21 protein-coding genes are annotated in these 23350 nt (G+C 45.9%); 20 read left to right on the top strand and 1 reads right to left on the bottom strand.

Going from position 1 to position 23350, the window contains the following annotated elements; translation table 11 throughout:
- The first annotated feature begins 7 nt into the window (after positions 1-7).
- From CEF20_RS10870 to CEF20_RS10840, 7 genes are all read left to right on the top strand, one after another.
- The gene (locus tag CEF20_RS10870; RefSeq protein ID WP_100331831.1) at positions 8-1246 is read left to right on the top strand and encodes an NADP-dependent malic enzyme; all 1239 of its coding nucleotides are present in this window, start codon (positions 8-10) and stop codon (positions 1244-1246) included.
- 9 nt (positions 1247-1255) lie between these two features.
- On the top strand, positions 1256-1861 hold the full coding sequence (locus CEF20_RS10865; protein WP_100332084.1) for a FadR/GntR family transcriptional regulator: 606 nt from the start codon (positions 1256-1258) through the stop codon (positions 1859-1861).
- A gap of 45 nt (positions 1862-1906) precedes the next feature.
- A complete protein-coding gene (gene accD, locus CEF20_RS10860) occupies positions 1907-2779 on the top strand; it encodes an acetyl-CoA carboxylase, carboxyltransferase subunit beta (RefSeq protein WP_100331830.1) in 873 nt (290 codons plus the stop codon).
- Entirely contained in the window at positions 2776-3726 is a 951-nt protein-coding gene (gene accA / locus CEF20_RS10855; protein WP_100331829.1) for an acetyl-CoA carboxylase carboxyl transferase subunit alpha, read from the top strand. The genes accD and accA overlap by 4 nt, the downstream gene beginning before the upstream one ends.
- 270 nt (positions 3727-3996) lie before the next feature.
- On the top strand, positions 3997-4956 hold the full coding sequence (gene pfkA / locus CEF20_RS10850; protein WP_100331828.1) for a 6-phosphofructokinase: 960 nt from the start codon (positions 3997-3999) through the stop codon (positions 4954-4956).
- Between the two features lie 36 nt (positions 4957-4992).
- Positions 4993-6753 carry a pyruvate kinase gene (pyk, locus tag CEF20_RS10845; RefSeq protein WP_100331827.1) on the top strand — a complete coding sequence of 587 codons (1761 nt, stop codon included), beginning with the start codon at positions 4993-4995 and terminating at the stop codon, positions 6751-6753.
- A 125-nt stretch (positions 6754-6878) separates the two neighbouring features.
- Entirely contained in the window at positions 6879-7268 is a 390-nt protein-coding gene (locus CEF20_RS10840; RefSeq protein ID WP_100331826.1) for an FxsA family protein, read from the top strand.
- Positions 7269-7339: 71 nt separating this feature from the next.
- Here the strand turns inward: CEF20_RS10840 and ytvI are convergent, their stop codons facing one another.
- Entirely contained in the window at positions 7340-8470 is a 1131-nt protein-coding gene (gene ytvI, locus CEF20_RS10835; protein WP_100331825.1) for a sporulation integral membrane protein YtvI, read from the bottom strand.
- 314 nt (positions 8471-8784) lie between these two features.
- Here ytvI and CEF20_RS10830 point away from each other — a divergent pair, with 314 nt between their 5' ends.
- From CEF20_RS10830 to nrdR, 13 genes are all read left to right on the top strand, one after another.
- Positions 8785-9240, top strand: coding sequence for a DUF441 domain-containing protein (locus CEF20_RS10830; RefSeq protein WP_100331824.1), 456 nt, complete (start codon positions 8785-8787; stop codon positions 9238-9240).
- A gap of 290 nt (positions 9241-9530) precedes the next feature.
- Positions 9531-10649, top strand: a complete 1119-nt coding sequence (gene citZ / locus CEF20_RS10825; RefSeq protein ID WP_100331823.1) for a citrate synthase — start codon at positions 9531-9533, stop codon at positions 10647-10649.
- A 112-nt stretch (positions 10650-10761) separates the two neighbouring features.
- On the top strand, positions 10762-12030 hold the full coding sequence (icd, locus tag CEF20_RS10820) for an NADP-dependent isocitrate dehydrogenase (RefSeq protein WP_100331822.1): 1269 nt from the start codon (positions 10762-10764) through the stop codon (positions 12028-12030).
- A gap of 64 nt (positions 12031-12094) precedes the next feature.
- Positions 12095-13033 (top strand): malate dehydrogenase, encoded by a 939-nt coding sequence (gene mdh, locus CEF20_RS10815; RefSeq protein WP_100331821.1) that lies wholly within the window; start codon positions 12095-12097, stop codon positions 13031-13033.
- A 190-nt stretch (positions 13034-13223) separates the two neighbouring features.
- On the top strand, positions 13224-13940 hold the full coding sequence (locus tag CEF20_RS10810) for a response regulator transcription factor (RefSeq protein WP_100331820.1): 717 nt from the start codon (positions 13224-13226) through the stop codon (positions 13938-13940).
- Complete coding sequence (pnpS, locus tag CEF20_RS10805) at positions 13937-15709, top strand: two-component system histidine kinase PnpS (RefSeq protein WP_100331819.1); 1773 nt, start codon at positions 13937-13939, stop codon at positions 15707-15709. The genes CEF20_RS10810 and pnpS overlap by 4 nt, the downstream gene beginning before the upstream one ends.
- Before the next feature lie 285 nt (positions 15710-15994).
- Positions 15995-18622, top strand: a complete 2628-nt coding sequence (gene polA, locus CEF20_RS10800) for a DNA polymerase I (protein ID WP_100331818.1) — start codon at positions 15995-15997, stop codon at positions 18620-18622.
- A 68-nt stretch (positions 18623-18690) separates the two neighbouring features.
- The gene (gene mutM, locus CEF20_RS10795; RefSeq protein WP_100331817.1) at positions 18691-19527 is read left to right on the top strand and encodes a DNA-formamidopyrimidine glycosylase; all 837 of its coding nucleotides are present in this window, start codon (positions 18691-18693) and stop codon (positions 19525-19527) included.
- Positions 19528-19594: 67 nt separating this feature from the next.
- Positions 19595-20227 (top strand): sporulation membrane protein YtaF, encoded by a 633-nt coding sequence (gene ytaF / locus CEF20_RS10790; RefSeq protein ID WP_100331816.1) that lies wholly within the window; start codon positions 19595-19597, stop codon positions 20225-20227.
- 13 nt (positions 20228-20240) lie between these two features.
- Positions 20241-20843 (top strand): dephospho-CoA kinase, encoded by a 603-nt coding sequence (gene coaE, locus CEF20_RS10785; protein WP_100331815.1) that lies wholly within the window; start codon positions 20241-20243, stop codon positions 20841-20843.
- 172 nt (positions 20844-21015) lie between these two features.
- Positions 21016-22044 (top strand): glyceraldehyde-3-phosphate dehydrogenase, encoded by a 1029-nt coding sequence (locus CEF20_RS10780; RefSeq protein ID WP_100331814.1) that lies wholly within the window; start codon positions 21016-21018, stop codon positions 22042-22044.
- Positions 22045-22383: 339 nt separating this feature from the next.
- Positions 22384-22761, top strand: coding sequence for an adenosylmethionine decarboxylase (gene speD / locus CEF20_RS10775; RefSeq protein ID WP_100331813.1), 378 nt, complete (start codon positions 22384-22386; stop codon positions 22759-22761).
- A 118-nt stretch (positions 22762-22879) separates the two neighbouring features.
- Positions 22880-23338, top strand: coding sequence for a transcriptional regulator NrdR (gene nrdR / locus CEF20_RS10770; RefSeq protein ID WP_100331812.1), 459 nt, complete (start codon positions 22880-22882; stop codon positions 23336-23338).
- Positions 23339-23350: the final 12 nt, after the last annotated feature.

Here is a 23350-nt window from a genome sequence, read left to right as displayed (position 1 = left end):
TATGCGAATGTCCAATAGAGAAGAAGCTTTACATATGCACAAAATCAATCAGGGAAAGCTATCCACAGGCGTTAAGACGGCGGTGAAGAACGCTCGGGATTTAAGTTTAGCGTATTCCCCGGGAGTGGCCGAACCTTGTAAGGAAATTTATGAAAAGCCGGAAACGGTTTATGATTATACAATTAAAGGAAATACTGTAGCGGTCGTATCTGATGGAACGGCTGTATTGGGGCTCGGCAACATCGGCCCTGAAGCAGCTATGCCAGTGATGGAAGGCAAAGCAGTTCTATTCAAGAGCTTCGCTGGCGTCGATGCTTTTCCGATTTGTTTGAACACAAATGATGCTGACAAGATCGTGGAAGCGGTGAAGCTGATGGCGCCTACTTTCGGCGGCGTCAACTTAGAAGACATTGCCGCTCCTAATTGCTTTGTGATTGAAGAACGCTTGAAGAAAGAAACAAATATTCCTGTCTTCCATGATGATCAGCACGGAACGGCAATCGTAACAGTAGCTGGCTTATTAAATGCGCTTAAACTGACGGGCAGAAAGATGACGGATATTAAGGTGGTAGCCAACGGAGCAGGCGCAGCCGGTATTGCCATCATCAAGTTATTATTCAGTTACGGCGTGCGAGATATTATTATGTGCGACTCGCGCGGCGCTATTTATGAAGGCCGTTCTGAAGGCATGAATCCTGTGAAAGAGGAGGTAGCAAAATTTACCAACAAAGCCAAGGAAGCAGGCAAGCTGGCAGATGTTATTAAAGGAGCGGATATATTCATCGGCGTCTCAGTAGCGGAAGCCTTAACGAAAGAAATGGTTCAAACGATGAATCCGGAACCGATTATTTTTGCTATGGCCAATCCAACCCCGGAAATTATGCCGGAAGAGGCGAAAATGGCCGGCGCTAAGGTCATTGGTACGGGCCGCTCCGACTTCCCGAATCAAATCAATAATGTCCTGGCCTTTCCGGGAATATTCCGGGGAGCGCTTGATGTGCGGGCAACTCACATTAATGAGAGCATGAAACAAGCAGCAGTAGAAGCGATTGCGAGCTTAATTGATGAAAAAGAGCTGCATTCGGATTACGTGATTCCTGGGCCGTTTGATCCGCGCGTGGCACCGGCTGTAGCGGCAGCCGTGGCTAAGGCCGCTATGGAAACGGGTGTGGCCCGATTAAAGGTGGATCCGGAAGAGGTTCGTGAGCGGACTATGCAGCTTTCAATGATTGGAAAAGGTGAATAAGCAGTGGATATGAACCGTTCCCGTTCAAAATTTGAGGAAGTGGTAGGCCGGATTCGGCAAATCATTGTATCGGACGGTTTGCTTCCCGGTGATAAGCTTCCTTCTGAAAGAGAGCTGTCTGAAAGGCTGTCCGTAGCCCGTTCGTCTGTCAGGGAAGCGCTCCGGGCTTTAGAACTGCTGGGACTGATTGAAACGAGGCGCGGAGAAGGAACGTTTCTCCGCGATTTCCATGATCATCAGCTTGTCCAGCTGCTGAGTACTTTTATTTTGCAAAATGAACAAAAAAAACAGGATGTGAGAAGAACGCAGCAGATTTTAGAGCTGGGCTGTCTATCTTCCGCTATTCAGCAGCCTGATTTTGACTCCAGCTGGGCGAAGGTTGCCAAGAGCATGAAGTCAGCCTCCTTTTCTGAAAGGGATTTTTTTACTTCCATGATGGACGCAAGCCGCAATCAGCTGTTAAAAACCATCTGGCTGATTGTCTCAGATTATGCGGCTTCCTTTCATCAAGGAGACCGTTTGACAGCGAATAGACAGGCATTTCTTCAATTAATGGAAAAATTAAAAACGAAAAACATTCAAGAGATTTTTGAAGCATATAAACAGCTAGGATGATGCGGAATCATTCAAACCGAAAGCCATTACAGGGGAGGATGCACGTTGATTAAAGACTTATTCAATAAACAAAAACCAAAAAAGAAAAAGTATGCCACCATTCCTTCAGAAGCGAGCAAGCAGGACGTACCTGAAGGGATCATGCAGAAATGTCCTAAGTGCAAAAAGATTTTGTATAAGAAAGAATTAAAGAAAAACATGCATGTCTGCTTGCAATGCGGCCACCATTTTGGAATGAATGCTTTTGAGCGCCAAAAGTCTTTTATTGATGACGGGACTTTTCAGGAGCTGGATGCCGATTTACTCTCTACCAACCCGCTTAGCTTTCCAGGGTATTTAGAAAAGATACAGAAAGATCGTGAAAAAACGCATTTAAACGAAGCGATCGTAACAGGCGCAGGAAAAGTTGGCGGGTTCGATGTAGTCGTGGCGATTATGGATTCAGGCTTCCGCATGGGGAGCATGGGATCTGTTGTCGGTGAAAAAATTGCCCGAGCGATTGAAGAAGCGGACCGGCGGAAGGTGCCGTTTATTATTTTTACGGCCTCCGGCGGCGCCCGCATGCAAGAAGGAGTTCTCTCTTTAATGCAAATGGCGAAAACGAGTGTGGCATTGAAGCGCTTCAGCGATCACGGGGGATTAATTATTTCTATTATGACACACCCAACGACAGGCGGCGTGTCCGCAAGCTTTGCGTCATTGGGCGACTATAACTTTGCAGAACCGGGCGCTCTTATTGGCTTTGCCGGCAGACGGATTATTGAGCAAACGATCCGCGAAAAGCTTCCGGAGGATTTCCAGACGGCTGAATTTTTGCTGAAGCACGGTCAATTAGATGCTGTCATTCATCGTCATGATTTAAAAGAGAAAATCAGTTTACTATTAGATATTCATCAATCGGGTGGTGAGCTTTCATGATTGGATTAGAATTTGAAAAGCCAGTATTAGAGCTAAAAGAGAAAATCTCTGAGCTAAAGGATTTTACAGCGAATTCCGACGTGGATCTAACAGATGAAATTGAAAAGCTTGAGCAGCGTTTGCGGAAGCTGGAAAAGGATATTTACGAAAGTATGACACCTTGGGATCGCGTGCAGATGGCTCGTCACCCAGAGCGTCCTACAACGCTGGATTACATTCAGCATCTATTCTCTGATTTCATGGAGCTCCATGGCGACCGTTTGTTTGGAGATGATGCTGCTATTGTCGGCGGCATCGCGAAATATCACGGTCTGGCGGTGACGGTCATTGGTCATCAGCGCGGCAGGGATACGAAAGAGAATATCCGCCGGACATTTGGTATGCCTCATCCAGAAGGGTACCGCAAAGCGCTGCGGCTGATGAAGCAAGCGGAGAAGTTCAAGCGGCCGATTATTTGTTTGATCGATACAAAGGGCGCTTATCCCGGCAAAGCAGCTGAAGAGCGGGGACAAAGTGAGGCCATAGCAAAAAATTTATTTGAAATGGCCGGTATGCAGGTGCCGATTATCTGTATCGTTATTGGCGAAGGGGGAAGCGGCGGCGCCCTTGCCCTTGGAGTGGGAGACCGTTTGTTTATGCTAGAGAATTCCACCTATTCCGTGATTTCTCCAGAAGGAGCGGCGGCACTACTATGGAAGGATGCTTCTCAAGCTAAGCGGGCAGCAGAAACGATGAAAATCACAGCGGGAGATTTGAAAGAGTTGGGCATTGTCGATCAAATTATTCCAGAAGTGAGCGGCGGGGCTCACAGAGATGTGGCAGAACAGGCGAAGCGAATGGATCAGGTGCTGAAGCCGGCATTAAAAGAGCTTCTGCAGATGGCTGATGAAGAGCTGTTGAATCAGCGCTATAATAAATATAAAAAAATTGGTGAATATGTAGGATAAGCTGTTTCACCGCACGAATAGAAGGGAAAGGAGAATGTGCTGCTGAAAAAGAAGCCATTCTCCTTTTTTATGGCTATCCGCTGGAAGTAAACGCTTGCAATTGAGGCGTTTTACAATATATTTGCAAAAGCGGCACATAAGCATTGTTAAGGTCTGACCTTTCTGTTATTTTTAAATAGACAAGCAGACAATGGGTCATCATACAAAAAGTGTTTTTTTAGCATTGAAAGGCAAGTACATACCAAATCATCATGTTATGAGGTGAACAGTATGAAACGGATTGGAGTATTGACTAGCGGAGGAGACGCACCCGGAATGAATGCAGCTGTGCGTGCAGTTGTCCGCAAAGGAATTTACCATGATTTAGAGGTATATGGCATTTATCAAGGCTATCACGGCTTAATTACAGGGCAAATCGAAAAGATGGAGGTCGGATCAGTCGGTGACATTATTCATCGCGGCGGAACGATCCTGCGCTCTGCTAGATGCAAAGAGTTCAAGACGAAAGAGGGACGTCAAAAGGGAGTTGAACAATTAAGGAAAAGAGGCATTGAGGGCTTGGTTGTGATTGGCGGCGATGGTTCTTATCGCGGAGCGCAAGCCTTAACAGAATTAGGCTTTCCATGCGTGGGGGTTCCTGGAACGATTGATAATGATATTCCCGGGACTGAATTTACCATCGGCTTTGATACCGCACTGAACACCGTGATTGATGCAGTGGATAAAATTCGGGATACAGCCAGCTCCCATGAGCGCACTTTCGTGGTGGAAGTCATGGGGCGCAACGCCGGGGATCTGGCTCTTTGGGCTGGCCTGTCCGCAGGAGCCGAAACGATTGTGATTCCAGAGGACCCCGTAGATATGGAATCCATTAAAAGCCGGCTTATAAAAGGGCATGAACGCGGAAAGAAACACAGTATCATTATTGTGGCTGAAGGAGTGATGGGCGGAAATGAATTTGCTCAAAAGCTGGAGGAGGCCACTAACTTTGATACAAGAGTCTCTGTTCTTGGGCATATGCAGCGCGGAGGATCGCCGACGGCCGTTGATCGCATGCTTGCGAGCCGCTTAGGCGCCCGGGCTGTTGAACTGCTGATTGCAGGAAAAGGGGGCCGCGCCGTCGGAATTAAGCGCAATCAGCTCGTTGATTATGATCTTGCTGAAGCCTTAGCTTTGCCTCATCAATTGGATTTAGATATTTACCGTCTATCAAAGGAACTTTCCATTTAATCAAAGGGAAACCTTACTTTTAGGAGGCTGTGAAAGATGAGAAAGACAAAAATTGTGTGTACGATTGGTCCTGCCAGTGAAAGCCCAGAGATGCTAACTAGCTTGATGGAGGCGGGGATGAACGTAGCCCGGTTGAACTTCTCGCACGGCAGTCACGAAGAACATGAAGCGCGCATTCATTCCATTCGGAAAGCAGCTAAAAAAACCGGAAAAACCGTCGCCATTTTACTGGATACGAAAGGACCGGAAATTCGCACTCATAACATGGAAAACGGGGAGATTGAGTTAACTGCAGGCCATGAAGTCATCGTTTCCATGAAGGAAGTGCTGGGCACACCTGATAAAATCTCTGTAACTTACAGCGGATTGATCCACGATGTAGCCGAAGGAAGCAACATTTTATTGGACGATGGCTTAATCGCCTTAGAAGTTATGAAAATTGACCATCAAAAAGGCGAAATCACAACAAAGGTATTAAATGGCGGCCTATTAAAGAATAAAAAAGGCGTTAACGTTCCCGGAGTCTCCGTCAACTTGCCCGGAATAACAGAAAAGGACGCCAAAGATATCGTATTTGGCATCCGCCATGGAATTGATCTCATTGCTGCATCCTTCGTGCGCCGACCTTCCGACGTGCTGGAAATCAGGGAGCTGCTTGAAAAGCACGGCGCAGAGCATATTCAAATTATCCCTAAAATCGAGAACCAGGAAGGCGTCGATAATATCGACAGCATTTTGGAAGTCTCGGATGGCTTAATGGTGGCGCGCGGAGACTTAGGCGTAGAGATTCCAGCAGAAGAAGTGCCGCTCGTTCAAAAGAACTTAATTAAAAAATGCAATGTTCTGGGCAAGCCGGTCATTACCGCAACACAAATGCTAGACTCCATGCAGCGCAATCCTCGTCCGACCCGCGCCGAAGCGAGCGATGTGGCCAATGCCATTTTCGATGGCACGGATGCGATCATGCTTTCGGGTGAAACGGCTGCCGGCATGTACCCGCTGGAAGCTGTGCAAACGATGGATACAATCGCTGCACGGACAGAAACAGCGCTGAACTACTCGGAGATTCTGTCCAGCCGCAGCAAGGCCAGCGAGCATTCGATGACGGATGCGATCGGACAATCCGTCGCTCATACTGCCAATAATATAGATGTACAGGCCATTGTAACGCCGACAGAGAGCGGCCACACGGCGCGGATGATTTCCAGATACCGATCAAAAGCGCCGATTGTAGCTGTAACGGCGAATGAACAAGTGTCGCGCAGTTTGGCTCTTGTATGGGGCGTCTTCCCGCACATCGGCCCGAAAGTCAAGAGCACGGATGAAATGCTGGAACTCGCTGTACAAAAAAGTTTAGAATCCGGACTTGTCAAGCATGGCGACTTAATCGTCATCACAGCTGGAGTGCCTGTCGGTGAATCTGGCACGACGAACCTCATGAAGATCCATATTGTCGGCGATGTGCTGGCGAAGGGACAGGGAATTGGCCGAAAATCGGCTTACGGCAAAATAGTCGTCGCCAACAACGCCAAGGAAGCACTTGAAAAAGTGGAAGAAGGTTCGATATTGGTTACACTCGGCAGCGACAAGGACATGGTGCCGGCCATTGAAAAATGCGCCGCTCTCATTACAGAGGAAGGCGGATTAACAAGCCACGCCGCTGTCGTGGGTATTAATCTCGGTATTCCTGTCATAGTCGGCGTGGAACGGGCAGCCACCGTGTTAAAAGACGGACAGGAAATCACCGTGGATGCAGCGCACGGCATTATCTACAACGGCCACGCCAACGTGCTGTAAGAGGCGGGCACCAAGCGGAAGAAAGAGTCACGGCCAGTTCTGCATGACAGCAGGCTGGCTTTTTCTTTTTTTAACAGCTCGGTGGTATAATAAAGTCATAAAGAATGATTAAAGGGGATTGTCTATTGAGGTACATTATTCCATGGCTGATTATCATTCCGGCGCTTGAGCTGAGCTTGCTGCTTTTTTCGGGGAAAACGATTGGCATCCTTCCCACGGTGGTGCTTATTTTAGCAACAGGATTTCTGGGAGCTTATTTGGCGAAGAAGCAGGGGATGCAAACTGTGGCGAGATTGAAGGAGGAGATGCGGGACGGACATTTTATTGGAGATGCTGTATTGGACGGCGTCTGCATCTTAATCGGCGGCCTGCTTTTATTGACGCCTGGTTTTGTCACAGATGCTTTCGGCTTTTTGCTGCTGCTGCCTTTTACCCGGCGCTACTTTAAACCGTTTTTGTACAAGCTTTTTAAGCGGCTGTTTGACAGCGGAAGCAAGATCATCGTGATGAAATAAGCGAAAGCGGCCGGGTGCTTATCTTTTCTGGCAGGGGAACAAAAGAACGTCAGCATTGTCGCTGACGTTCTTTATTTGGCAGGCGGATGCGCTTCTTTTCCCATGATGTACTCCCGCAAATCCTTAAAGACCCCCGCCTGCTGGAGCGCATTCAAGATGACGAGCGCTGTCGGACCCAGAATCAGCCCGAAGAAACCGGCCAATTTAAAACCGATAAACAAGGCGATAAGCGTGGCCAGCGGGTCCAGACCGATGCTCGATGACAGGACCTTTGGCTCCATAATCTGCCTCTGAACAACTACGATCAGATAGAGAACGGAAAGGCCGACCGCAAGACCCGTGTCGCCGGCAAAGAACTCATACAGGATCCACGGCACAAACACAGCGCCGGTTCCCAAATAGGGAAGAATATCGACCAGACCGATGATAACTGCCAATGTAATGGCATAATTCACCCGCAAAATAAGCAGTCCGATCAGCACAATTACAGCTGTAAGAGAAATGAGCGTCAGCTGTGCTTTCACAAAGCCAAACAGTGCTTTCTTTAACGAAGTAAATACCCTTCTTAAGCTGTTATTCGCTTTGACCGGCAAATATTGAATGGTGCGCTGCTGGATGCGTTCCCAATCCTTGCTGATGAAAAAAGCTGCCAAGAAAGAAAAGATTAAGACAGTTGCAAAATTGGGGATCCACGAAATCAGGTTCGGTAACTTAAGAAAGAAATCTTGCAGGAAATTTCCCGCGCTCGAAGCAATCGACCGGCCGGTGTTTTGAATGTTGGCGATAATGGTTTCCTGCTGACCTGTATCCAGCGACTTAAAAAGGCTGGCTGTCCGTTCATAGAAAGGAATGATTTGCGATGTGAAAAAGTCCTCGACATAGGCCACCGCTTTATTGACATGGCGGGGCACGACCGATGCAAAATAATTAGCCCCTGAAACCAGCTCAGCGATCAGCAGCGTGATGCCGCCCGCAAACAATGCCAGAATGGACAGAATGGCAGCACTTACCGCTGCCACGCGCGGAAGCCTTACCTTCACCTCTAAAAAGCGGATGATTGGTTTAAGGAGAAAGGCAACGGCAAACCCAATAATAAATGGATAGGTTACTTTTGCAATATAATAAAGAGCAAGAAATAGCAGGATGGCAGAAACGACGACAACAAAAAATCGCACCAGCCTGTCCCTATTGACGGGATTCATCTGCTCACCTCCTTTATATGAGTGGTTCATCTTTTAATCGTGTGTAAGATCCTCTTATTTCTCCCTTTAGAAATGGATGGGAGATAAGAGTCTGCGCGGAAGATTCCGGCACCAGCCTGTCCGGTTCATTCGGATCTCCGCGCTGCAGCAGCCTTTGTTCTTGCTTTCAACAGCGGGATATGAAGGAACCTCCGCTGTTTGAAGATTCACTTTATATTGTAATGCTTTATATTGATGAAGAAAAGGAGAAAGCCTAGTAGAATTCTGACAAAAACTGCGCTTTCGCCAACTGTGGAAAGGAGAAGGATCACATCATGCAAGCTTACTTATTTTTACTTTTATTGCTCCTGATCAGCCTGTTTGCTAAGAACCAGTCGCTGCTGATTGCGGTTTGTGTTCTGCTCGTTATGAAAGTGGCGGGTGTGGATGAAAAATTATTTTCCATAATTCAGTCCAAAGGAATTAACTGGGGAGTCACGATGATTACGATCGCCGTCTTGGCTCCAATTGCCGTCGGGGATATTGGATTTAAAGAGCTGGGCGAGTCGCTGAAATCGCCTTATGCTTGGGTTGCTCTCCTGTCCGGAATGGCGGTCGCTCTGCTGGCGAAAAACGGTGTCGTTTTATTGGCGGAGGACCCTCATATAACGACGGCTCTCGTTCTCGGTACAATTGCGGCGATCGCTTTGTTTAACGGAGTGGCGGTCGGTCCTCTGATCGGCGCAGGGATTGCTTATGCAGCGATGAAGCTGTTCGAGGTGTTTCAATAGAATTTTCAGTATCTTTTATGTATAATAGACAGGGAAAGGAATAAATATATTATTATATCATGAAAGTTTCCCTTGAAATATTTTAATAAGAAAATATTTTTGACTATTTTTCGACGCTTGTGATTCACAAATGTCAGACAATTGTTTATAATGGGAAATGAAAGCGCAACCTTTTGCGCTTGTCTGTTTATGACTCTTGCTTTTTATATATTGAGCAAGCGCTCGTTAGAAATTAGCGGTTTTAAAAAGAGGTAAATGGGGAAATTTAAAGGCGAAGGAGAGAATAAATTATGACGACAACTCGCGGATTAGAAGGAGTAGTAGCAACTACATCGTCGGTAAGTTCCATTATTGACGACACTCTTACATATGCAGGCTATAATATTGATGATTTGGCTGAAAATGCAAGTTTTGAAGAGGTTGTTTATTTGCTTTGGCACCGTCGGCTTCCTACACGGTCGGAATTAGACGAATTAAAGCAGCAACTAGCAGATAACTATGACCTCCCTGAAGAGATCTATCATCATTTTAAAATGTATCCGATTGACCGAGTTCATCCGATGGCCGCATTGCGAACAGCTGTTTCTTTGCTCGGGTTATACGATGAGGAAGCGGATGTCATGAGCGATGAAGCGAATTATCGCAAAGCCGTCCGCCTCCAAGCGAAGCTTCCTGCGCTTGTAACAGCTTTCGCCCGCATACGCAAAGGCGAAGAGCCCGTTGCTCCGCGCAAAGACTTGGGAATGGCCGCTAATTTCTTATATATGCTATCCGGCAGGGAGCCTGAGTCAGTGGAGGTGGAAGCGTTTAACAAAGCTCTTGTTCTGCATGCGGATCACGAATTAAACGCATCCACCTTTACAGCGCGCGTTTGTGTGGCTACATTATCCGATGTTTATTCAGGGGTAACGTCTGCCATCAGTGCATTAAAAGGGCCTCTTCATGGCGGAGCCAACGAGCAGGTAATGAAGATGCTTTCAGAAATCGGTTCGACTGATAACGTGGAACCTTATATTTTAAATAAATTAAACAATAAGGAAAAAATTATGGGCTTTGGCCACCGCGTGTACCGCAAAGGCGACCCGCGCGCCAAACACTTGAAAGAAATGTCCAAAAAGCTGACGGAAAGCAAGGGAGAGCCAAAGTGGTATGAAATGTCCACTGAGATTGAAAGAATAGTCACATCACAGAAGAATCTTCCTCCCAATGTGGATTTCTATTCCGCATCTGTTTACCACAGCTTAGGCATTGAACATGACCTGTTTACGCCTATCTTTGCAGTAAGCCGTATCTCCGGCTGGCTGGCGCATATTTTGGAGCAATATTCCAATAACCGCCTGATCCGTCCAAGAGCGGAATACACGGGACCGGAAATGCAAAGATATGTGCCGATTGAGGAGCGCGGATAATTCTGATATTTACAAATCGCTCAAAAATTGATGTAATATAAGCGTAAGTGCTAAATAAAGGTTAGTGGCACCGGCCTCTAACCTCTGATTCTGGAATTGGAGGTAGTGTAAGATGACTCAAGGCGAAAAAATCACGGTTCAAAATGGTGTTCTAAATGTCCCTAATCAGCCGATTATTCCATTTATTGAAGGGGATGGAATTGGTCCTGATATTTGGGCGGCAGCTTCCCGGGTATTAGATGCAGCGGTTGAAAAAGCTTACAACGGCGAGAAGAAAATTGAATGGATGGAAGTATACGCTGGGGAAAAAGCTTTCAACAAAACCGGCAAATGGCTTCCGGAAGAAACACTGGAGCAAATCCGGGAATATTTAATTGCGATTAAAGGTCCGTTAACAACTCCTGTAGGGGGCGGTATCCGTTCATTAAACGTCGCTCTTCGGCAGGAATTAGACTTGTTTGTATGTCTTCGCCCAGTGCGCTACTTCGAAGGAGTTCCTTCGCCGGTCAAGCGCCCGGAAGATACAGACATGGTGATTTTCCGTGAAAATACAGAGGATATTTATGCGGGGATTGAATATGCTGAAGGCTCAGAAGATGTGAAGAAACTGCTTAACTTCCTGCAGGCTGAAATGGGTGTAAACAAAATCCGTTTCCCTGAAACATCCGGACTTGGCATCAAGCCGGTTTCTAAGGAAGGTACAAGCCGTCTCGTGCGCGCGGCCATTAATTATGCAATTAAAGAAGGGCGCAAATCCGTTACCTTAGTACATAAAGGAAACATCATGAAGTTTACTGAGGGGGCCTTCAAGAACTGGGGCTACGAGCTGGCTGAGAAAGAATTCGGCGATCAGGTGTTTACTTGGGCCCAATACGACAGAATTAAAGAAGAACAAGGAAAAGATGCAGCGAATAAAGCGCAGGCCGATGCGGAAGCAGCCGGCAAAGTGATTGTGAAAGATTCCATTGCGGATATCTTCCTGCAGCAGATCTTAACTCGTCCAAAGGAGTTCGACGTGGTGGCTACAATGAACTTGAATGGCGATTATATCTCTGACGCGCTAGCAGCTCAAGTTGGCGGTATCGGAATCGCCCCTGGTGCGAATATTAACTATGAAACTGGCCATGCGATCTTTGAAGCGACACACGGCACCGCTCCTAAATATGCCGGCTTAGATAAAGTGAATCCTTCATCGGTTCTTCTTTCAGGCGTGTTAATGCTTGAGCATTTAGGATGGAATGAGGCAGCGCAGCTAATCACCAAATCAGTGGAGAAAACCATCGCTTCTAAAGTGGTTACTTATGACTTTGCCCGTCTGATGGATGGAGCAACAGAAGTGAAAACATCCGAATTTGCTGATGAATTAATTAAGAATCTATAATAGTTGAATAATCCGTTCCTCAGCCTTGAGGAACGGTATTTCCATATTAAGGGGGAACGTAACAATGGGTTTGCAGCGCAAAAAAATATCTGTTATTGGTGCAGGATTTACCGGTGCAACAACTGCTTTCCTTCTTGCTCAGAAAGAGCTTGGAGATGTCGTGCTAGTGGATGTTCCTCAAGCGGAAGGCCCGACAAAAGGGAAAGCGCTTGATATGCTCGAAGCTAGCCCGGTTCAAGGCTTTGACGCGAACATAATCGGCACGGCTGACTACGCGGATACGGAGGGTTCCGATATCGTCATTATCACGGCGGGAATCGCACGTAAACCGGGCATGAGCCGTGATGACTTAGTGCAAACCAACCAAAAAGTCATGAAAGCTGTTACAGCGCAAGTGGTTCAATACTCACCAAGCTGCCGAATTATCGTTTTAACAAACCCAGTGGATGCGATGACTTATACTGTATATAAAGAATCCGGTTTCCCTAAAAACCGTGTAATTGGACAATCCGGTGTGTTGGATACTGCCCGCTTCCGCACATTTATCGCCCAGGAGCTGAATCTTTCTGTTAAAGACATTACGGGCTTCGTCTTGGGCGGTCATGGCGATGATATGGTGCCGCTTGTACGCTATTCTTACGCGGGCGGCATTCCATTAGAAACGCTTCTTCCGAAAGAGCGTTTAGATGCCATTGTAGAACGAACTCGCAAAGGCGGCGGTGAAATCGTAGCCCTTTTAGGCAACGGCTCTGCTTATTATGCGCCTGCGGCTTCCCTAGTGGAAATGACAGAAGCCATTCTTAAAGATCAGCGCCGCATAATGCCTTCCATTGCCTATCTGGAAGGAGAATATGGGTATGAGGGCATTTATCTCGGTGTGCCGGCCATACTTGGAAAAGACGGAATTGAAAAAATTATCGAACTTGAATTAACTGAGGAAGAAAAGGCAGCTCTTAACAAATCTGCTGATTCTGTCCGCAATGTGATGAAAGCACTTGCTTAATAGTTGCGGCAAAGCTTCACAAGAAGAGGGGCCCCCGTTTAGTAGGGGTCCTTTTTTTCACGATGGAAAAAATGGCAGAAGCTGAAGAAGTGCATGCCGTGTTGTGTCTTTAATCATCTTTCGTATTAAACGCAAATTATATATAATGGGTAAAGAACGGGATTTTACTTTTGTTTCTGGGGAGGATGGCATGACAAAAACGATACTAGTTGTGGACGATGAAAAATCGATTGTCACATTAATCAAATATAATTTAGAGCAGGCGGGTTATCATGTAATTACTGCTTTGGATGGAGGAGAAGGCTTAAAAAAAGCGTTAGAGGATCATCCGGATTTAATCATTCTGGATTGGATGCTTCCCAATCTGGATGGCATGGAAGTGTGCAAAGATTTAAGGCAGCGCAAAGTGAGCACGCCTATATTAATGCTGACAGCAAAAGATGAAGAGTTTGATAAGGTGCTTGGATTAGAGCTTGGAGCGGATGATTATATGACTAAGCCGTTCAGTCCGCGTGAATTAACGGCGCGCGTTAAAGCGATCCTGCGGAGAATTCAGCATATGCCGAAAATGGAAGAGCCGGATAGTGAGGATAAACAATACTTAGAAGTAGCGGAGCTGAAAATATTCCCCGAACAGTATGAAGCCTACTTCTTTGGCGAACTGCTGGAATTAACGCCGAAAGAATTTGAATTGCTTCTTTATCTCGTGGAGAATAAAGGACGTGTTCTTACACGTGATCAATTATTAAGTGCTGTATGGAAGTATGATTTTGCCGGCGACACGAGAATAGTTGACGTTCACATTAGCCATTTGCGTGAAAAAATAGAAAAAAATACAAGAAAGCCCCAATACATAAAAACGATTCGTGGACTTGGATATAAATTAGAGGAGCCCAAAACTTCATGATTAAGTTTCGCACTCGTCTCGTGCTGGCGCTCATTTCTTTGATTGTTCTAGTATTAATTGCTCTTGGAGTCATTCTGGGACAGATGTTCAAAGGGTATTATTTAGACACATTTAATGAGCGGTTGGAGAAAGAGGCGGATTTACTAGCTGATCAAATCAAAAGGGACGGCGGGATTGCACAGTTTTCTAATGAACAAGTGCAGCAATGGAGCAAGCGTTTAAAAGTTCGCGTCACGGTGGCCGAGCCTTCGGGGAAAATCCTCTTTGACAGCAAGGGGGGAGATGGTTCGAAGCAATCCGACCATCAGCAAATTATCAAGCGCATTGCTACGCTGAAGGATCCGGAAACTTATCAGGAGTCACTAGCTGTTAAATACGGAGAGCAGTACCGCTGGAGCATCATTGCCGGTCAAGATGGCGCAGGAGAAGCCCTGTTAGTGCTAAACACGAAGGTTCGTGAGCTTCATCACATTTATCAGCAAATTTGGCTGATACTCTTATCCTCTCTTGGCGCGTCACTCATCTTAATCATTTTTGTTGGCACAAAAATCACGAACCGCTATACGAGACCGATCGAATCGGCAACAAAAGTAGCGATTGAGCTCGCAAAGGGCAATTATCGGGCAAGAACGTACGAAACACCGCCCGACGAAGTCGGAATGCTCAATACTTCCATTAACATTCTCGCCCGTAACCTGCAAGAAATGATGCAAGCGCAAGAAGTGCATCAAAACCGGCTGACCACATTAATCGAGAATATGGAAAGCGGTCTGCTGTTGATTGATGATCGCGGCTTTATTACGATGATCAATAAATCCTTTAAAAAGTATTTTCATATCAAGGATGAGCAATTAATTAAAAGACGATATCATGAAGCCATTCGGTACAAAGAAGTAGTGGAAATAATTGAAGAAGTATTTATGACCGAGCAAAACGTGCGTAAGCAGCTGCTTTTGCCGCTCGGCATTGAGAGAAAGCATTTTGAAGTATCTGGAGCGCCGATCATCGGTACGAATGATGAATGGAAGGGGATTCTTATCGTCTTTCATGATATTACGGAACTGAAGAAACTGGAACAAATGCGCAAGGATTTCGTCGCAAATGTTTCTCATGAACTGAAAACGCCGATTACTTCCATTAAAGGATTTTCGGAAACCTTGCTTGATGGCGCGATGAATGACAAAGAAGCATTGACCATGTTTTTGAATATTATATTTAAAGAAAGCGAGCGCATGCAGACACTGGTCATGGACTTGCTTGAATTGTCCAAGATTGAGCAGAAAGGGATTAAGCTCATTCTCAAAACGGTCCGCATCGATACGATGATTCGCGAGATTATCCCGACACTTGAAAATCGGATAGAAGAAAAGAATATTGAATTGACGATGAATATGCAAGAGAACCTCGAAGTGAAAGGTGACATTTACCGGCTTAAACAAGTGTTCTTCAATTTAATTACGAACGCGATCCTGTACACGCAAGAAGGCGGCCGCATCTTTATCGGCGCCTATGAAGAAGAACGCTATGTTATTGTGGAGATCTCCGATAATGGAATCGGGATAAGCAAAGAAGAAGTGCCGAGGATTTTCGAACGCTTTTATCGGGTAGATAAAGCAAGAAGCCGAAATTCGGGAGGAACAGGGCTTGGTTTGGCGATCGTAAAGCATATTTTAGAAGCGCATGATGCCAAGATTAGCGTTCAAAGTGAAATTAATGAAGGCACCACCTTTATTGTAAAACTAAAGAAACAACCCATTATAGAAGAGTAAACAGTAAATTATGTTATATTTACAAAAAATTAATCATTGGTTTACACCTAGTTTATAAAAGGCGTTTATAATGAATTTATCAACCCCCCTTTAATCCAACAGCTGTCCTTTTGAGGGGCGATTAGGCCCCTCGCCTTTTTTTAAAAACAAAGCGTCTGGACGGTGGGATGATCAAAAGGCCGTTATTTTCCTTTTCTATTCTGATCATGATAGAATAAGAAGGAAAATAGCGGCTTTTTTTGTTGCGTTTAAAGAAATAAAGGACTCCAAGAGGAGGATGAAAGATTGAAGAAGAAAATAGTGCTGATCGATGGAAACAGTGTGGCGTACCGGGCGTTTTTTGCGCTTCCTTTGCTGAATAATGATAAAGGCGTACATACGAATGCAATATATGGATTTACCATGATGCTCATGAAGATTTTAGAGGAGGAGCAGCCGACTCACATGCTCGTGGCGTTCGATGCCGGGAAAACGACATTCCGCCACCAGACATTTGAAGAATACAAAGGCGGCCGGCAAAAAACGCCGCCCGAGCTGTCTGAACAATTTCCTTATTTGCGGGAGCTGCTGAAAGCCTATAAAATTCCGCATTATGAACTGGATAATTATGAAGCGGATGATATTATTGGAACGCTGTCTTTACAGGCGGAACAAGCGGGCTTTGAAGTGAAGGTGTTTTCAGGTGATAAAGATTTAACCCAGCTAAGCTCAAAGGCAACGACTGTCTGCATCACCCGCAAAGGCATCACCGATATCGAGGTGTACACCCCGGCTCATGTTCAGGAAAAATACGGATTGACACCAGAGCAAATCATCGATATGAAAGGTTTGATGGGGGATAAATCGGATAATATTCCCGGTGTGCCCGGTGTAGGAGAGAAGACGGCGATTAAATTGCTCAAGCAGTTCGGCACAGTGGAAGAGCTGTTAGCATCCATCGATGAAGTAAGCGGCAAAAAGCTCAAAGAAAAATTGGCAGAGCATAAGGATCAAGCCTTGATGAGCAAGGAGCTTGCGACAATTATGCGCGATGTGCCAGTGGATTTTTCTTTGGAGGAGCTCAAGTACAAGGAGCCGGATGAGACGCAAGTATATGAGCTGTTTAAAGATCTCGGCTTTAACTCTTTGCTTAATAAATTGGAGCGTCCGGCCGCTGAGGCAGCTGCGCATCAGCCTGTCCGCTACAGCCTGGCAACCGAACTGGATGACCAATTTTTCAGCGGAAGTTCTTCCTTTTATTTGGAAATGATCACAGATAATTATCATCATGCCGAGATTGCTGGATTCGGCTTAGCCGATGATCAGGGAGTTTCTTTCATCCCTGCGGAAACGGCGCTTCATTCTCCCGCTTTTCGGGCATGGGCTGAAGACGAGCAGCAGAAGAAATCCGTATTCGATGCGAAGCGCACTATTATTGGTTTGCGGCGCCATGGGATCGAATTAAGAGGAGTGGATTTTGATGTGCTGCTGGCTTCCTATTTAATTAATCCATCCGAATCCCCAGAAGATTTTGCGGCCGTGGCAAAGCTGCATGGCCTCGGAAATATTCAGGCGGATGAAGCGGTGTATGGCAAAGGAGCAAAACGAAAACTGCCCGAAGAAGAGGTATACGCTGAGCATATTGCTTCGAAAGCTGCGGCCTTAGAAGAATTGAAAGAGAAATGTTTAAAAGAGCTGAAAGAAAACGAACAGCTTGAATTATTCTATGACTTAGAGTTGCCGCTGGCCCATATTCTGGCCGACATGGAATCAGCGGGTGTCCAAGTTGATGCCGATCGCTTGAAGCAAATGGGGGAAGAATTGAAAAGTCAGCTGGCGGTGATTGAACGGACGATCCATCAGTTAGCCGGCACGGAATTTAACATTAATTCACCAAAGCAGCTTGGAACGGTTCTTTTTGAAAAGCTGGGTTTGCCTCCGATTAAGAAAACGAAAACCGGCTATTCTACATCAGCGGACGTGCTGGAGAAGCTTGCTTCTTCACATGAAATTGTTGAGCATATCCTTCATTACCGCCAGCTTGGCAAATTACAATCTACTTATATTGAAGGGCTGCTGAAGGTTGTGGATGACAGCAGCGGAAAAATTCATACTCGTTTTAATCAAGCGCTGACGCAGACCGGCCGATTAAGCTCCACGGAACCTAATTTGCAAAACATTCCCATCCGTTTGGAGGAAGGCAGAAAAATTCGCCAAGCGTTTGTTCCTGCAAGCAGCGAGGCGGTGATCTTTGCAGCTGATTATTCGCAAATTGAACTGCGTGTGTTGGCCCATATCGCTGACGATGAAAAATTGATGGATGCTTTTCGCCAAGATATGGATATTCATACGAAGACGGCCATGGATGTCTTTCATGTAACGAAAGAAGAAGTGGACAGCAATATGCGCCGCCAAGCGAAAGCGGTGAATTTTGGAATCGTGTATGGCATCAGCGATTATGGCCTGTCACAAAACTTGGGAATCACAAGGAAAGAAGCCGCTCAATTTATTGAGCGTTATTTCGCTTCTTATCCGGGTGTGAAAGAATATATGGAGGCAATTGTCCGCGAAGCCAAGGAAAAAGGATACGTCACTACACTGCTGAATCGGCGGCGGTATCTCCCTGAAATCACAAGCCGCAATTTTAACTTGCGCAGTTTTGGCGAGAGAACGGCCATGAACACACCGATTCAAGGAAGCGCGGCTGATATTATTAAGAAAGCGATGATTGACACAGCGGCAAGGCTAGAGAAGGAGAAGCTGCAGTCAAAGCTGCTTTTGCAGGTGCACGATGAATTAATTTTTGAAGTGCCGAACAAAGAAATCGAAATCATGAGCAAGCTTGTGCCAGAGGTGATGGAGCACGCGGTCGAATTAAAGGTTCCTTTAAAAGTTGACTATTCTTATGGTCCGACCTGGTATGATGCGAAATAAAGCCTGCTCTTAAACAAGGGTGGCGTGGCAGCTTGTCATCCATTAGGCGACAGGAGAGGGGGATATAGATGCCGGAGCTTCCAGAGGTTGAAACGGTCCGGCGCACACTCAGCCAGCTGGTCGTTGGAAAAACGATCCAGAAGGTGGAGGTTCGCTGGCCGAACATCATTAGAAAACCAGAACAAGCTGAACAATTCGCCGAGGCATTAATGGAAGAAACCATTCACGATATTTTCAGACGGGGCAAGTTTTTAATTTTTTTACTGGATCACTATTCGCTTGTGTCTCACTTGCGAATGGAAGGAAAATACCGCCTGCATCATGCAGGAGAAGAAGAAGAGCCGCATACGCATGTCATTTTTACCTTTACAGATGGTACGGAGCTGAGATACCGAGATGTGCGCAAATTTGGCACCATGCATTTATTCGCAAGGGGAGAGGCATTTAAGTCATTGCCGCTGTCACAGCTGGGACCAGAACCATTTTCAGAGGAATTTACAGTCAGCTATATGAAGGAAAGACTTCGGAAAACGGATAGAAAGATCAAAGCGGTGCTGCTTGACCAAAAGGTATTTGTCGGTCTTGGCAATATATATGTGGATGAAGCTTTATTCCGCGCCAGCATCCATCCTGAACGCAAGGCCTGTTCCCTTCAAGAAGAGGAAATTACTGTCCTGCATCAGGAAATAGTAGCGACGCTCAAGGAAGCGGTGGAGCAAGGGGGCAGCACCATCCGCTCCTATGTCAACAGCCAGGGACAGATAGGAATGTTTCAGCAAAAGCTGTTCGTATACGGACGCGCGGGAGAGCCTTGTTTAGCATGCGGCACCCCAATTGAAAAAAGGAAAACGGCTGGCAGAGGCACGCATTTTTGCCCGATTTGTCAAACATACAGCCCTTCCTGAGTAACAGAACATTCCATGGAGTTTCCCCATATACTATCGTATTAGCCGATAGGGGAGGAGCTATGGAATGGATGCTTATTTATCTCTTTTGATGCTTGCCGCGGCTGTTAGTTTAGACAGTTTCAATGCGGGATTTGCTTATGGATTGAAAAAATTAACGCTGCCGGGCAGATCCTCCATTGTTTTGTCTATGTGTTCTGCTTTGTCGCTGCTGGCGGCGATGGGCACCGGGCATATCCTTGGGCAGCTTCTGACGGAGGAAGCGGCAAAACGTGCAGGAGGATCGGTTTTAATCTTGCTCGGCGTCTGGATTTTATGGCAGTTTTTCCGGGCGGATCCTCACAGCAGCAAATCAGATGAGGCCGCTCTTGTCTGCTGGGAATTCAAACGGATCGGCATAGTTATACAAATTTTAAAGCGTCCTGCAGCCGCCGACTTGGATCAGTCCGGAACGATTTCAGGCTTTGAGGCCCTCCTGCTCGGGTTCGCGTTATCCCTTGATTCGTTTGGTGCGGGAATCGGTGCGGTCATGCTTAATTATCCGCCATTGCTTCTTGCTTTTTCTGTCGCCGGGATGAACTTTTTATTCATTACGAGCGGGCTTTGGTGCGGCAAAAGATTTGCGGGGATTCGGTGGGTTCAGAACGTCGCTTTTTTGCCGGGTATTTTATTGATTCTGTTAGGTACGTTTAAAATGTGAAAGGTGGATCAAGATGGTGAAGGTGATTGGGCTGACCGGTGGAATTGCCAGCGGAAAAAGCACGGTTAGCCGCATGTTGAAAAAAATGGATTATGCCGTCATAGATGCGGATATCGCAGCGCGGGCAGCCGTGGAGCCGGGAGAGCCTGCGCATTCACAAATTGTGGAAGCATTTGGGGAAGATATTCTCCAGCCGGACGGCACACTCAATCGGGCTAAACTTGGAGAAAGAGTATTTAACGATGAAGCGGAAAGGAAGAAACTGAACGAAATTGTCCATCCTGCTGTCCGCCGCAAGATGCTGGAGGAAAAAGCAGCGGCTGTACAAAGCGGCAAGCAAACGATCTTTATGGATATTCCGCTGTTGTTTGAAAGCCGGTTGACATGGATGGTCGATAAGGTCATCGTCGTATTTGCCGATAAAGAGGTGCAATTGCGGCGGCTAATGGCACGCAATGGGTTGGACGAACAAGCGGCGAAAGCCCGCATCGCTTCTCAGCTTCCTCTTTCCGATAAAGTGAGACAAGCCGATGCTGTTATTGACAACAATGGCACCATAGAAGAAACAAGAAAGCAGCTGCTCCAATGTTTGGATGGTTGGCAGCTTCAGCCTTAAACCGCCTTCAGGAAGGGCGGTTTTTTTGGAAGGTGGACCGCATTTTTCAGAATAATTAAATTTCTGAAATTAAAGATTTAACCATTCCATATAAAATCAAATATGTTATACTAATCACAGGCAAAAAACTAAATAAGTATATAACATTTATTGATATAGGAGGAGCCGGTATATGAAGGTGAAAGTAGCGATCAACGGTTTTGGCCGTATCGGGAGAATGGTGTTCCGTAAAGCCATTTTGGAGGAAGGATTGGACATTGTTGCGGTAAATGCCAGCTACCCTGCTGAGACTCTTGCTCATCTAATTAAGTATGACACAAATCATGGCAAGTTTGAAGGAGAAGTATTAACAGAAGAAGATGCATTAATTGTCAACGGCAAGCGCGTTCAACTGTTGAGCAGCCGCGATCCGCTTGAGCTTCCTTGGAGAGATCTCGATATTGATATCGTCATTGAAGCGACTGGTAAATTTAATGCCCGCGATAAAGCAGCTCTTCATCTTCAAGCGGGTGCAAAGAAGGTTATTTTAACAGCACCGGGTAAAAATGAAGATGTGACAATTGTTATGGGCGTAAATGAAAGCGATTTAAAAATTGACGAACACGAGGTCATTTCCAACGCTTCTTGTACAACAAACTGCCTGGCTCCGGTAGCTAAAGTGCTTAATGAAAAATTTGGAATTAACAATGGCTTAATGACAACGGTTCATGCGTATACCAATGATCAAAAAAATATCGACAATCCGCATAAAGATCTGCGCCGTGCACGGGCGTGTGCGCAATCCATCATTCCGACTTCAACGGGCGCGGCGAAAGCTTTGTCACTTGTGCTTCCTGAATTGAAAGGAAAGCTGCACGGCATGGCTCTGCGGGTGCCGACGACAAACGTGTCTCTCGTTGATTTGGTTGTAGACTTGAAGCGTGAAGTCACAGTGGAAGAAGTAAACGGGGCATTCATCGAGGCCTCGCAAAATCAGCTGAACGGCATTCTTGGTTTCACTACAGAGCCGCTCGTATCGGTTGATTTCAATACCAATCCGCTCTCATCCATCGTGGACGGCCTGTCTACGATGGTAATAGACGGAACGAAAGTGAAAGTTCTTGCATGGTATGACAACGAATGGGGCTATTCTTGCCGAGTCGTCGATCTAGTGAATTATACGGCAAAAGAAATGAAAAAAAAAGCTGAAGTAACTGCGTAATTCTCATGAAAAAAGCTGACTCTAATAAAGAAGTCAAATGCCGCATGCTGCCTGATCAAGTCAGTATACCGGTACAGGCTTCTTTGTGAGTCAGCTTTTTTGCGGGAATAATCATCGGCCGAATAAGAAGGCTAAATAAATGTAAAGGGCGCAGCTGTTAAGAGAGAAATTCAAAATTGATTATTGCAAATTCGGTTCGATCCAAGTATACTAATTCCCGTAAATAAAATAGCTACTTAAAGGGTTAGGACCTCTTCGGACTAACTTTCCCCCGTGGTAGTTATCACTTTTACAAAAGCCTATGGCCAAAACATACATTGTAAAAGGGGGAAACGATCAATGGAAACAATGGGTCGTCATGTCATTTCAGAATTATGGGGCTGTAATATTGAAAAGTTAAATGATATGGAAAAAATTGAACAAATTTTTGTGGAAGCTGCATTAAAATCAGGTGCGGAAATCCGCGAGGTTGTATTTCATAAATTTGCTCCACATGGTGTGAGCGGTGTGGTCATCATTTCAGAATCTCATTTAACAATTCACAGCTTCCCGGAGCACGGCTATGCGAGCATAGATGTGTATACATGCGGTGATTTGGATCCGAACATAGCCGCCAACTATATCGCAGAGGCTTTAGAGGCAGAGAGTAACGAAAGCATGGAAATGCCTCGCGGAATGGGCCCTGTTCAAGCAAAGCGAAAAATAACCATCAATTAAAAAAACAGGTGTATGCACAAGCATGCACCTTTTCTTATTCGCGCAGATAAACATGCCTTGTGCATTTTTCTTCTTTTTTATATGATGATTATAGCAAATAAGAAGCGGGGTTGATGGGATGAAGTGTCCAGCTTGCCAGCATAATGGCACGAGAGTAATTGATTCAAGGCCTGTAGACGAAGGGCGGTCGATCCGCCGCCGGCGGGAGTGCGAGTCTTGTACATACCGGTTTACCACATTTGAAAAAGTGGAGGACCTGCCGCTTATTGTCGTCAAAAAAGAAGGGATGCGTGAAGAATTTAATCGCGATAAAATGCTTCGGGGCCTGGTGAAAGCCTGCGAGAAGCGTCCGGTATCATTGGAAAAGCTAGAACAAATTTCTCTGGATGTAGAGAAGGAAATCCGCAGCCAAGGGTATACTGAAATTGAATCGGATAAAGTCGGGGAGATGGTGATGGACCGTCTGGCAGAAGTCGATGAAGTGGCGTATGTCCGGTTTGCTTCCGTCTACCGCCAGTTTAAAGACATTAATGTGTTTTTGGATGAATTGAAGGAATTAATAAAAAAAGTGAAATAACAGGCTGGAGAC

It is taken from the genome of Bacillus xiapuensis (assembly GCF_002797355.1).
Lineage (GTDB): Bacteria > Bacillota > Bacilli > Bacillales > Domibacillaceae > Bacillus_CE > Bacillus_CE xiapuensis.
This window is presented reverse-complemented; position numbering and strand designations above follow the sequence as displayed.

Excerpts from the sequence above, each read along its gene's own strand:
- CEF20_RS10870 (WP_100331831.1), top strand. The coding sequence starts at position 8 with ATGTCCAATAGAGAAGAAGCTTTACATATGCACAAAATCAATCAGGGA.
- CEF20_RS10865 (WP_100332084.1), top strand. The coding sequence starts at position 1,256 with ATGAACCGTTCCCGTTCAAAATTTGAGGAAGTGGTAGGCCGGATTCGG.
- accA (WP_100331829.1), top strand. The coding sequence starts at position 2,776 with ATGATTGGATTAGAATTTGAAAAGCCAGTATTAGAGCTAAAAGAGAAA.
- pfkA (WP_100331828.1), top strand. The coding sequence starts at position 3,997 with ATGAAACGGATTGGAGTATTGACTAGCGGAGGAGACGCACCCGGAATG.
- pyk (WP_100331827.1), top strand. The coding sequence starts at position 4,993 with ATGAGAAAGACAAAAATTGTGTGTACGATTGGTCCTGCCAGTGAAAGC.
- ytvI (WP_100331825.1), bottom strand. The coding sequence starts at position 8,470 with ATGAATCCCGTCAATAGGGACAGGCTGGTGCGATTTTTTGTTGTCGTC.
- CEF20_RS10830 (WP_100331824.1), top strand. The coding sequence starts at position 8,785 with ATGCAAGCTTACTTATTTTTACTTTTATTGCTCCTGATCAGCCTGTTT.
- citZ (WP_100331823.1), top strand. The coding sequence starts at position 9,531 with ATGACGACAACTCGCGGATTAGAAGGAGTAGTAGCAACTACATCGTCG.
- icd (WP_100331822.1), top strand. The coding sequence starts at position 10,762 with ATGACTCAAGGCGAAAAAATCACGGTTCAAAATGGTGTTCTAAATGTC.
- mdh (WP_100331821.1), top strand. The coding sequence starts at position 12,095 with ATGGGTTTGCAGCGCAAAAAAATATCTGTTATTGGTGCAGGATTTACC.
- CEF20_RS10810 (WP_100331820.1), top strand. The coding sequence starts at position 13,224 with ATGACAAAAACGATACTAGTTGTGGACGATGAAAAATCGATTGTCACA.
- pnpS (WP_100331819.1), top strand. The coding sequence starts at position 13,937 with ATGATTAAGTTTCGCACTCGTCTCGTGCTGGCGCTCATTTCTTTGATT.
- mutM (WP_100331817.1), top strand. The coding sequence starts at position 18,691 with ATGCCGGAGCTTCCAGAGGTTGAAACGGTCCGGCGCACACTCAGCCAG.
- ytaF (WP_100331816.1), top strand. The coding sequence starts at position 19,595 with ATGGATGCTTATTTATCTCTTTTGATGCTTGCCGCGGCTGTTAGTTTA.
- coaE (WP_100331815.1), top strand. The coding sequence starts at position 20,241 with ATGGTGAAGGTGATTGGGCTGACCGGTGGAATTGCCAGCGGAAAAAGC.
- CEF20_RS10780 (WP_100331814.1), top strand. The coding sequence starts at position 21,016 with ATGAAGGTGAAAGTAGCGATCAACGGTTTTGGCCGTATCGGGAGAATG.
- speD (WP_100331813.1), top strand. The coding sequence starts at position 22,384 with ATGGAAACAATGGGTCGTCATGTCATTTCAGAATTATGGGGCTGTAAT.
- nrdR (WP_100331812.1), top strand. The coding sequence starts at position 22,880 with ATGAAGTGTCCAGCTTGCCAGCATAATGGCACGAGAGTAATTGATTCA.